8 protein-coding genes and 1 pseudogene are annotated in these 11,485 nt (G+C 41.2%); all 9 read left to right on the top strand.

The window, feature by feature from the left end:
- The first annotated feature begins 489 nt into the window (after positions 1-489).
- Positions 490-1,419, top strand: a complete 930-nt coding sequence (locus RTP52_RS10800; RefSeq protein ID WP_312371229.1) for an ABC transporter permease — start codon at positions 490-492, stop codon at positions 1,417-1,419.
- Positions 1,420-1,431: 12 nt separating this feature from the next.
- Positions 1,432-2,355 (top strand): carbohydrate ABC transporter permease, encoded by a 924-nt coding sequence (locus RTP52_RS10795; RefSeq protein WP_312371227.1) that lies wholly within the window; start codon positions 1,432-1,434, stop codon positions 2,353-2,355.
- Positions 2,356-2,386: 31 nt separating this feature from the next.
- The gene (locus RTP52_RS10790) at positions 2,387-3,973 is read left to right on the top strand and encodes a DUF3502 domain-containing protein (protein WP_312371224.1); all 1,587 of its coding nucleotides are present in this window, start codon (positions 2,387-2,389) and stop codon (positions 3,971-3,973) included.
- A 104-nt stretch (positions 3,974-4,077) separates the two neighbouring features.
- Positions 4,078-5,061 (top strand): LacI family DNA-binding transcriptional regulator, encoded by a 984-nt coding sequence (locus RTP52_RS10785; protein ID WP_312371222.1) that lies wholly within the window; start codon positions 4,078-4,080, stop codon positions 5,059-5,061.
- An 11-nt stretch (positions 5,062-5,072) separates the two neighbouring features.
- Complete coding sequence (locus tag RTP52_RS10780) at positions 5,073-6,812, top strand: glycosyl hydrolase 53 family protein (RefSeq protein ID WP_312371219.1); 1,740 nt, start codon at positions 5,073-5,075, stop codon at positions 6,810-6,812.
- 13 nt (positions 6,813-6,825) lie between these two features.
- Positions 6,826-8,898 (top strand): beta-galactosidase, encoded by a 2,073-nt coding sequence (locus tag RTP52_RS10775; protein ID WP_312371217.1) that lies wholly within the window; start codon positions 6,826-6,828, stop codon positions 8,896-8,898.
- A gap of 239 nt (positions 8,899-9,137) precedes the next feature.
- On the top strand, positions 9,138-10,319 hold the full coding sequence (locus tag RTP52_RS10770) for a serine hydrolase domain-containing protein (protein WP_312371215.1): 1,182 nt from the start codon (positions 9,138-9,140) through the stop codon (positions 10,317-10,319).
- Between the two features lie 493 nt (positions 10,320-10,812).
- Entirely contained in the window at positions 10,813-11,043 is a 231-nt protein-coding gene (locus tag RTP52_RS20270; RefSeq protein WP_442913534.1) for a helix-turn-helix domain-containing protein, read from the top strand.
- Positions 11,037-11,360: pseudogene (locus tag RTP52_RS20405) on the top strand (zinc ribbon domain-containing protein); the annotation flags it as partial. The gene RTP52_RS20270 and the pseudogene RTP52_RS20405, both read left to right, overlap by 7 nt.
- Positions 11,361-11,485: the final 125 nt, after the last annotated feature.

Here is an 11,485-nt window from a genome sequence, read left to right as displayed (position 1 = left end):
ATAAACCACCCCGTATGGCAATCATCAATGGAGCTAAGGGAAAAGTTTATTGCAAAGACAATTTAGGGTACATTTATCAAAAAGCAGAAGAGTAAGAGCTACCTACTTATAAGGCATGAGTTCAAGTATGAAACTAAAACAGGATACTTCTTGGTATTTATCACGGAACTATCGGAGTAATGAAAGGTTAAGAGGGTTATTAAAATAAATGTTGCAGCAGAGCGTCCAAGGCTTCTGCTGCAACATTTTTGTTTTTTCCATTTCCTCTACAACTTTTTGAGAGGAAATAGTGAAAAGAATGATGCGCAATATATGATAAAATGATTGCGCAAAGTCACTAAATAAATATTAAAATTGCACAGTTATTCCTGCTTCACATTAGATGTATTGTGAATTGTATTTAAATTAGCATGAAAGTATAATAAAAATATAGTAATAAATTACAAATAAGCGCAACTTATTGTGCAACCCGAAGATCGAGGAGGAGACATGAAGAATAGTGGGTTAAAAGGTTTCTTCAAAAAACTGTATAAGTATCGAATCTTTCTTTTGATGCTTTCACCTGCGGTTATCTATACGCTGATATTTGCTTACTATCCGATGACAGGCATTGTGTTGGCATTTAAGAAATATAACTATGCTGGTGGAATTTGGGGTAGTCCCTGGAACGGTCTGGAAAATTTTAAGTTTTTCTTTAAATCCGGGCAAGCAGGCCTAGTAACGAGAAATACAGTTTTATATAACCTAGTGTTTATTGCGATTAATATGATAACCCAGATTGCAGTGGCGATATTTCTTACAGAGGTACGAAATAAGCATTTCCGCAAGATCTCTCAGTCTATCATGTTCTTACCTTATTTTATTTCCTGGGTTATAGTCGGCGTTATGGCGTTTAACATATTTAGTTCAGATTATGGTTTCATGAACCGATTGATTACCTTCTTTGGTGAAAAAAAGATTTCATTCTATACAAAGCCGGAAGTTTGGCCATTTATTCTAGTATTCTTTAATGTCTGGAAGAACATTGGCTATGGTTCGGTTATGTATCTGGCAGCGATTATGGGAATTGATACCTCAATCTATGAGGCAGCGGCAATTGACGGTGCCAATGTGTTCCAGAGAATTTTTAAAGTAACCATCCCGATGATCATGCCGACTGCAACCATCCTACTTTTACTATCCGTCGGTGGCATCTTCAAAGGAAACTTTGATATGTTCTATAATCTGGTGGGTAATAACGGGCTCCTCTATAACTATACGGATGTTATCGATACCTTAACCTTCCGCGCGCTGATCAGCAGTAATAATTTCGGCATGTCAGCTGCCATCGGTTTGTATCAGTCCGTTCTCTGCTTTATCACAATCCTTGCTGTGAATAAGTTGGTTGGCTTGTATGATAAGGACTATACATTATTTTAGGGGGGGAAGAAGTTGAAATCTGTTAAGCGTTTGGGAAAAATAAAAAAAGGTCCTGATGTAATTGCACTGAACATTATCGGTTACTTATTCTGCGGCTTAATCGCACTGTTTTGCCTGGTTCCGTTTCTTATGATTTTATCGGGATCCTTCTCATCGGAAGCGGCAATCATAAAAAACGGATTCAGCTTGTTGCCGCAGGATTTTAGTCTGGAGGCATACAAGACAGTATTTCGTGAACCGATGACTGTAATGCGTGCTTATGTGAATACCATTGGTCTCACAATCGCAGGCACAGCAGCTGGCTTGATATTGCAGACCATGACAGCTTATGTGCTGGCTAGAAAAGACTTTGAGTGGAGAAATTACTTTTCCTTCTTCTTTTACTTTACAACACTGTTTAGTGGCGGTTTGGTGCCCTACTACATATTAATGTCTAATACCCTGAATTTAAAGGACAGCTATCTGGCGTTATTGCTTCCTCTCCTGTTCAGTGTGTATAACCTTCTGATTATGAAGAGTTACATTATGGCAATTCCTGAGTCGTTGGTCGATGCGGCAAAAATCGATGGCTGCGGAGAGGTACGCACGCTATTTAAGGTGGTGATCCCCTTAATCAAACCTGCACTGGCTACCGTAGGATTGTTTATTGCGCTGGCATACTGGAACGACTGGTACAATGCAATGCTTTATATTAAGTCGGGTAGTAAATATCCGCTGCAGTATTTCTTATACCAGCAGGTGAATAATATTGAAGCTTATAAAAAGCTGATTGCAAACAATGCGGTCAGTAGTTCTATTATCAATGCTATGTCCCTGCCGACACAGACCTTAAAGATGGCATTGACCATCGTAGTTACCGGCCCCATTATTCTGGCATATCCCCTAGTGCAGAAGTATTTTGTACAGGGAATTACCATAGGTGCAGTCAAAGGTTAGTAATAAAATAAAAATATAAAGGGAGGCTTTTATGAAAAAAAGTATGAAAAAGATGTTGGCATTACTACTCGGAGTAACCATGCTGATAAGCATGCTTGCCGGCTGCGGATCATCAAAAGACACCAAAGACAACACGAAAACTAGCTCGGGAAGCGCCACAAATAATGGTGCGGCTGGAAACAACGATGCTGTAGGAGTGGTGGACACCTCGAAACATGTGGACTTAAAGATGTATCTGATCGGTGACAGGACTCCGGATTTTGATGAGGTTTATGGAAAGATCAATAAAATCCTAGAACAAAAGCTGAATTGTTCCCTCAGTGTGAATTTTCTGTCCTGGGGAGAGCATGATACCAAGTATTCCTTACTGTTCTCCTCACAGGAGAATTTTGATCTGATCTTCACGGCCTCTAGCTGGTGTCACTATGAGCAGACAGTAGCACTAGGTGGTTTTTATCCGATGTCTGAGGAGTTTATTAAGACCTATGCACCGGATATCTGGAAGGTAGTTCCGGAAGTAGCATGGAATCAAGCGAAGATTAACGATCAGATCTACATGGTTCCCAACTATCAGAATGAATTTGGGCAGGATGTTATTGCGGTTCGTGGCGATTTGTTGAAGAAGTACGGTTTCAAAAATATAACAACCTGGGAGGAATTGATGAGCTTCTATAAGGCTTGTGCAGCAGATGGTATTTACGCAAGCCAGGGTGGTCCATGGTATCAATATTTCCAGTCACAGGGTTTGTCCACCACAGGAGGAGTTCCTAAGGCAGGAGAGCTGTATCTGTATCATACACAAGATCCGTCCGATTTGAAATTTACCTATTTACTGGACTGGGATGGCTTTACTAAGTATTGCAAAGAGATGAAAGAGCTTGCAGATGCAGGCAGCTGGTCTCCGGACATATTAAATTCCTATGATGAAAGACAAACTGGTCTGCTTACTGGAAGGACCGCAAGCATGATATGGAACCTTGGCAGTTGCAGACTTTATGCAAAGCAGGCAAATGCAGAGAAGCCAGATTGGAATGTAACCATCTGCGATCCGGTATCTTCACAGCCTAAGAAGGTCAATTCTTACATAAATAACGGTGTTGCCATTAATGCAAGTAGCAAGAATAAAGAAAGAGCAATGATGGTATTAAATGAATTCTATACCAATCCGGAAGTCTTTGATTTGGCTATGCTTGGTATTAAAGGCAAGCATTGGGAGGCTGTTGGCGACAAAGAATATAAGATTATTGATGAAAGTGGTTATGGCGTATCAAGCAACTGTAACTGGGGCTGGAATAATGCCAATATAACAAGAACGGAGAGTATCGAGAATAGAACAGCACTGGATGATACTCACGACACCTTGCTAGCAGGTTTCAATAATAATATAAAGGCGGAGCATGCTTATGATGGCTTCAACTTTGACTCAAATAAGGTTACCACACAGGTGTCAGCTGTGGAAGCTGCACTAGGTAATTACTATGATCCGTTGGTGAACGGATTGGTGGATGATGTTGACAAGGCAATTGCTGAACTAAAAGCAGCCCTGGAAAGTGCCGGTGTACGTGATATCCAGGCTGAACTGGAAAAACAGGCAGCAGAATATGTTGCCAAAAACTAATAATACCAATAAGCTACGTATGGGCTGTTACAAAATGTAGCAGCCCTTCAAAGTACACCTTAGTAGGTGCACCACTTATGAATCCGTACCAGGAGGCTTAAAATATGACGCAGGATGAACTAGCAATAAAATTAGGGGTATCCAAGAGCACAGTATCAAGAGCTTTATCCGGCAAAGGCAGAATAGGAGAGAAAACTCGTGATCAAATCATAACCTTAGCCAGAGAGCAGGGAATGTTGAAAACAAGTGGAGAAACAAGAGGAACGAGAAGCCGCAATATCGGGGTTGTCCTTCCAGCTGATGTATATTCAAGCGGAAGCCTCTATTTTCATGATTGTCTGCTTGGAATTTGTGAAGTTGCTTCCCTTCTGGACTATCATGTACTGATTATCATCGGAATGATGAATGATATCGCAGGTATTCGAACTCTTGTTGAAAATGAAAAGGTGGATGGCATTATTCTTACTCGAAGCCTTGAGGATGATAAAGCGGTGCAATATCTAACTGATATTCATTTTCCCACGGGAATCACAGGCATCTGCGAAAATGATGATGTAATTCAAGTGGATACTGATAATGAGGCAGCCACAGAGCATCTGACCTCACTCCTGATTGGAAGGGGATTTAGCAAATTTGCACTGATCGTTGAGGATTTGACGTATAATGTAAACAGAAGCAGGCGCGACGGTTTTTGCAAGGCACTTTTAAAAAATGGAATCATGGAGAAGAATCAGGCATTTTATATTGGTACGTTAAAGAAGGATAATCTGGATGCCATTATCAGCGATATTATGTCAAAAAAAGTGGAATGTATTGTCTGCGGGGATGATACCATCTGTACCCTAATAACCTCCAGACTGCAGGCGGATGGATATCGAATTCCTCAGGATATCGCGATTGCATCTCTATATAACAGCTCCAATTTAAACTGTTTCTCTCCTGCAATTACGGCGGTGAATGTTCCTGCCATACAGGTGGGAAATATGATTGGCAAGCAATTAATTAATTACCTGATGGGAAAGGAATATGTACAAAAAACGAAGATGGATTATGAGATATTACTTAGAAAATCATCGAATGGAATTTGAGGAGAACGGAAATGAGCAATCAACAGACGGATTTTTATAAGGGAATGGACATCTCTTTTCTACCGGAATTATTAAAAGAAGGTATGCAGATAAAGGATTTTGACGATACAATCATAGAACCATTTGCACTAGTTGGTAAATATGGCGTGAATGCAATCCGGTTGCGCATATGGAATAATCCGGAACATGTACCAGAATCCAAAGGGTATTGCAGCCTTGCCCATACGATAGAGATGGCTAAGAAAATCAAGGCCCATGGCATGAGCTTTCTGCTTGATTTTCATTACTCCGATTACTGGGCGGATCCAGCCAAACAAAATAAGCCAAAGGCCTGGGCAAATTTAAGCTTTGAAGAACTGGAAGAGGTAGTTTATACTTATACAAGAGACACACTGTTATCCCTGCAAGCAGAAGGGGTGTTGCCAGATCAGGTTCAGATTGGAAATGAAATCAGGAGCGGCCTTTTATTTCCAGATGGAGAACTACCGGACTATGCATCTATGGTACGGCTGGTCAATTCAGGGATTCGTGGTGCAAGGGCGGTTGCAGATTCTAATGTACTAAAAGTAATGCTCCATCTGGATCAGGGCGGCCGGTATTTTTATATCAGTGAATGGTTTACGAAAGCGATTGCCAGCGGACTGATGGACTTTGATCTTATAGGATTATCCTATTATCCCTTTTGGCATGGGAACTTTACGGATTTGCGGGAAACGTTACTAAGGCTTACTAGGGAGTATAACAAGCCAATCATGATTGTGGAAACGGCTCACGCGTGGAGAAGAAGTAAAAATGGGTTTATTGATGAAGCTCAGGAGAGAATTGCCGGTGTACCGGCCTCGAAGGAAGGACAAAAGAAAGTACTGGATCTAGTAATGAATATTGTGGCTTCCCTGCCGGAGAATAGGGGGCTTGGTGTATATTATTGGGAGCCTTTGTGCCTTCCCCGCCCTGGACAGAGCGGTTGGTCGGAAAACATGGGCCTTTTGGATGAAGGCGGGAAGGTCATGGAAGGAATCAGATCATTTCAATTTACAAGACAACAAAAGCGTTATGGAGAATATGCGAAGGTTTATGAACCTGTACCGATAACAGTAGAAATAGGAACAGCGCCGGAGTTGCCAAAAGTCCTATCCGTTCTTTTTTATGATGGAAGAATCGAAAAGAAGAGGGTAAGCTGGCAGATGGAGACTCTGGGTAATGGTTGGTATCTACAGCCAGGTGTGTATGAAATTGAAGGAAAATCAGAGGATATTGAAGAGAACATTACAATAACAGTACATATTCTTCAGAGGCTTCCGGAGACGGAAAACCTCTTGCGTGATACAAACTGGGAGGAAGGTCTGACGCAATGGACGATAGAAAGCGCGGATGAGCAGGTGATGGTACAGCTTTATCCTGAGTTTATAGAGCCATTTCCTGCTCCACCGCAGAATACACTTCGCGTGGAAGCACCAAAGAACTTTACTTTTCAGATCAGTCAGCTGGTAACTATCACACAGGGTTGCAACTATACGCTGGAAGCGGAATTTATGGGGACAGATACAACGAATGTAGAAATCCGTCTCTTCGCCCGTACGGAGGAAGCAGAGAAAGAAATTATGATTCATCCGTCAGAGCATGAGTGGACCTTATATGAAATCAAAGATATTGTCAGCAGGCAGAAGTATCTGACCATAGGTGTCAGCATAACAGCACCTCCGATTTATTGCATGCTGCGAAAATTCAAATTGACGAAACAATATACATGAGGAGAAATTGGACATGAATAAAGAATTTGACTACAACAGCCACTATCTAACCAGGGATGCCAGACCCTGGTTCCCAGTTATGGGTGAAATGCACTACAGCAGGTATCTTGAGACATTATGGGAGGAGTCACTGCGTAAAATTAAAGCAGGCGGTCTTACTGTTGTGTCAACCTATGTTATTTGGATCCACCACGAAGAGGAAGAAGGGATCTTTGACTTTGAGGGATGCCGTAATTTGAGGCTATTTGTTAATTTGTGCAAGAAAGTCGGAATCTCCGTATTCCTTAGGCTCGGTCCTTGGGTACATGGAGAGGTTAGAAACGGAGGATTTCCGGACTGGTTACAGAAGAAAGAAACAGAAGGCATAAAACTTCGCAGCAATGATGACAACTATCTAACCTACGTCAGGCGATACTGGGAGCAGGTCTATGAGCAGGTGAAGGGAATGTTCTATAAGGATGGCGGGCCGATCATCGGTATACAGATCGAAAATGAATACGGTCATGTGGGTGGTCTGCAGGGAGAAGCCGGAGAAGCGCATATGAGAGCCTTGACTGCTTTAGCCAAGGAGATCGGATTTCAGGCTCCTTTGTACACTGCTACAGGCTGGGGTGGTGCTTGTATCGGTGATTTGCTACCTGTGATGGGAGGTTATCCGGAAGCGCCTTGGGATCAGCGGACCTGCGAACTGGAAGCAAACCCGAACTATGTGTTCAGTCATATACGGAATGATACGTTAATAGCCAGTGAACATCACGTGGAAGGAGCGGTTACCTTTGATGAAGCAAAATTTCCGTTCCTGACTGCAGAGCTTGGTGGTGGCTTACAGGTGACTGCTCATAGAAGACCGGTAGCAAGCGGCAAGGATATAGGGGCTATGTCGCTTACCAAGCTTGGCAGCGGTGTTGTGCTGCTTGGTTATTATATGTATCATGGCGGTAGTAATCCAAAAGGAAAGCTGTCTACCCTACAGGAAAGTAAGGATACAGGATATCTCAATGATTTGCCGGAGATCAATTATGATTTCAATGCACCAATCAGACAGTACGGCGCTCTATCGGACAGCTACCTTGAAATCAAGCTGCTGGCTTACTTTTTATCGGAATTTGGGGACGATATGGCAACGCTTGGAGCGGAAATCACACCGGAGCATGTAAAACCGGAGGATTTGCATACCCTGCGGATTTCCTGCAGGCATGATGCAGAGCACGGCTATGTATTTTTCAATAACTATCAGAGAAGAAGAAAAATGGATTCACATAAAAATGTGTGTCTGACAGGATTACGTGATGACGGCAATGTAATATTCCCACCTTTTCACATAGAGGACGGTGTCTATGGATTTTTCCCGTACCGAATGAGATTAGGGGAGGCTGTACTGGCCTCTGCGCTAGCGACACCGCTTTGCAGCCTGAATACAAATGCCGGAAAGCCCTACGTGTTTTATGGGGATTATGATCCGCAATTTGTTTGGGCGGATGAAAAGACCGCAGACATTCTGCATTTGTCAAGAGAGAATGCCTTAAATGCCTGGAAGGTGAGCCTGGATCAGGATTATCTGATTCTGAATGATAATTATGTGTGGGAAGAGGCCGGTGACCTTAAGGTAACCGGTTCCGGTCATACAATACTGAAATGCTATCCGAAGCTGACCATGGAAATCCCAGGTTTTATCGCATGTGGTAAAGAGGGTCGATTTACAGTATATGAACGGCACATGAAGGGGAAGACGGCATATGCAGAGGCTGTATTGGTGTTCGAGGATGAAAAAAAGTCAGTATACGAAATTTCCATTATCTATGCTGAAGAAGCAAATCGCCTGGAAGGACGGGATACAATACTCTGGATGTCCTATACCGGTGAAAAAATGGAGATTTATGCAGACAATCAGAAGATAAATGATCATTTTTATACAGGGCAGGAGGTGCCAATCAGCCTTGGTTATTTTGGATTTCCAGACAAATTAAAGATTGTGATTGATGCTCTTTATAAAACAGACGCCATTTTTATTGAAAAGTGGCCACAGTTACATGAGGGGCGTGCCTGTTCCTTAAAAGAAGTAAGAGTTGTAGAAGAATATCGTTAACAGAAGCTGAGCTTATTATTATTCTTGATTTATAGGAAATTGCAATAACAATTTCCTATAAATCAAGAACTCTCCAAGGGATGCGCACTCACCCTACGGGATTTAGTAAGGCGAAGTATCTTCGCCTCCAAGTTTGAGACTTGATAAGCCTAGAGAGGGTGAAGCCACTTTGTTCTAAGCTGGGGAGTCTTCTGTTATTGTCCCTAAAATACAAAATTATGAGAAAGAGGGTAAGAACCATGCTAAATAATGTTGACGCTTCCAATATTAAAAGAGCAATACGCTCTGCCATTGAGAAAAATCAAATTCCAGGTGCCAATTTGCTTATTTTTAAGGAAGGAAAGGAAATATTCTACCATGAGGACGGTTTGGCATCCAGAGAGGAAGAGCTTCCAATTAAAAGAGATACTATCTTTCGATTATTTTCTATGACCAAGCCTGTTACGGCAGTCGCTGCCATGAAATTGGTGGAAAGAGGTGAGATAGACCTGTATGAACCTGTAGGAAAATATCTGGAGGGTTTTCGAGATCAGGTGGTAGATGATAACGGTACTCTTGTTCCGGTATACAGGGAAATGCGGATAAAAGACTTGTTAAATATGACTTCTGGTCTTCTTTACGGAGGGGATGGTAAAGCCGGCAAGGCAACAGAAGAGGTTTTTAAAGAAGTAAATGAGAAGCTTTTGACGGAAAATGCATTAAGCACCGTTGAAATAGCAAATAAGCTTGGAAAGTGTCCCCTCGCTTTCCATCCTGGAGCATTCTGGGCATATGGCACCAGTGCGGATGTTCTTGCTGCCGTAATCGAAGTAGTAAGCAATATAAAGTACAGCAAATTCCTAAAAAAAGAAATCTTTGAACCTTTAGGAATGAAGGATACGGCCTTTTATGTACCGGCAGAAAAGAAAGGGCGACTAGCCAATACCTATGGGGTAGATGGCAAGGGAGGTTTTAGTCTCTATACCGGTAATCATCTTGGAATTATACAAAACATGGATAGAGAGCCGTCTTATGAAGCAGGCGGTGCAGGTTTAGTTTCTACCATAGATGACTATGCAAAGTTTTCTTTGATGCTTATGAATGGCGGAAGTTTGGATGGAGTTTCTATTTTGCATCCCAGAACAGTAACTTATATGACAACAAAGACTTTAAATGAAGAACAATATAAAGGGCTCGTGCCCTGGACTGAATTGGAAGGACACAGCTATGGTAGCCTGATGAGGGTTATGGCAGATGCCACAAAAGCTGGAACCATAGGAAGTCCATTGGAATATGGCTGGGATGGCTGGCTTGGTTGCTATTTTGCTAATTGCCCTGCGGATAAGTTGAATTTCCTTTTTATGACACAAAGAACGGATGCAGGAACTATGGAAATTACCAGAAAATTGCGAAATATTATAATCAGCAGCTGTGGTGAGTAAAGGATGGATTAGTGGGAAAGTCGTTTTGTCGCAAACTCAATTGTTATGCAATATTTATAAGAAACCTATCAACTGTCAGATATTCAGTTGGTAGGTTTTTATTGCCTCGAATTGAGAAGAATATTGATAATGTTATTTAAATGCTAAATATGACAGAACTTGGGTTCACTAAATCATAAGTAGCATTGATACTTCATGAACCATTTTTTAAGCATCTGTCAACAGATAAGAGTAGTAATTCTTAATAATGTGGTGTAAAATGGAAATGTACGCAAAACAGATAGGAGATATACGTTAGCCATCTAAGATGTTGACAAATGTGTCCAAGGGCGTTTAAATATACTTAAGAAGCTGACAAAACATAGGAAGCACATAACAAATTATAAATCTAGAGATTTTACCGAATTACTCAATGTATCAGTCAAGGAACTTCAAAGATGGGATAGAGAGGGGATTCTTGTAGCAAAAAGAACCCCTACGGATATAGAGGAGGATGAAGAGATTGCAAAGAGCATACAAAGTGGAATTAAAGCCAACGAACCAGCAGATACAGAAGATTAATCAATCTTTAGGTGTTTGCAGATGGCTTTATAACGCTTATCTTGCTAAGAACCAATCACTTTATCAAGATTTTAAAGAGGGTAAGTTGGATAAGAAAAAAGCCTTTATGTCGGCCAATGACTTTGATAAGTACATAAATAATGATGTAAGACTTAAAGAGTAAAGAAATTAGAAAAGAAGTTAAAACGTGAACAAGTAAGGCTTTCAAGGAAATATGATTGTCTTAAAAACCAAAATAAAATAAGAAAAGGAGAGACCACTAGACAGAATATTCGTAAGCAAATAGTCAAAGTACAAAGACTTCATCAAAGATTAAGATGGTATCCATCTTCTAAGCTTTGCTCATGTTGTGGAAATGTCAAAAAAGACTTAAAACTTTCTGACAGAATTTATGTTTGTAAAGAGTGTGGTTTAGTAATTGATAGGGATTTACAAGCTAGTATTAATCTTAGAGAAGCAAAAACTTACAAGATAGCATAATCACGTTACTGTAAGTATGTACCCAAGGCTATTTGGGGAATTTAAGCCCTCGGAGTGTTATAGCAAATGAGAGTAGTGTATTATAACAAACACCAAATCAGACACGTTGAACAGGGAATAATCTC

It is taken from the genome of Lachnoclostridium sp. (genome assembly GCF_031997925.1).
Lineage (GTDB): Bacteria > Bacillota > Clostridia > Lachnospirales > Lachnospiraceae > Lachnoclostridium.
Note: the sequence above shows the minus strand (reverse complement) of the source record. Positions and strands in the feature narration are given on the sequence as shown.

Excerpts from the sequence above, each read along its gene's own strand:
- RTP52_RS10800 (WP_312371229.1), top strand. The coding sequence starts at position 490 with ATGAAGAATAGTGGGTTAAAAGGTTTCTTCAAAAAACTGTATAAGTAT.
- RTP52_RS10790 (WP_312371224.1), top strand. The coding sequence starts at position 2,387 with ATGAAAAAAAGTATGAAAAAGATGTTGGCATTACTACTCGGAGTAACC.
- RTP52_RS10785 (WP_312371222.1), top strand. The coding sequence starts at position 4,078 with ATGACGCAGGATGAACTAGCAATAAAATTAGGGGTATCCAAGAGCACA.
- RTP52_RS10780 (WP_312371219.1), top strand. The coding sequence starts at position 5,073 with ATGAGCAATCAACAGACGGATTTTTATAAGGGAATGGACATCTCTTTT.
- RTP52_RS10775 (WP_312371217.1), top strand. The coding sequence starts at position 6,826 with ATGAATAAAGAATTTGACTACAACAGCCACTATCTAACCAGGGATGCC.
- RTP52_RS10770 (WP_312371215.1), top strand. The coding sequence starts at position 9,138 with ATGCTAAATAATGTTGACGCTTCCAATATTAAAAGAGCAATACGCTCT.
- RTP52_RS20270 (WP_442913534.1), top strand. The coding sequence starts at position 10,813 with ATGAAGAGATTGCAAAGAGCATACAAAGTGGAATTAAAGCCAACGAAC.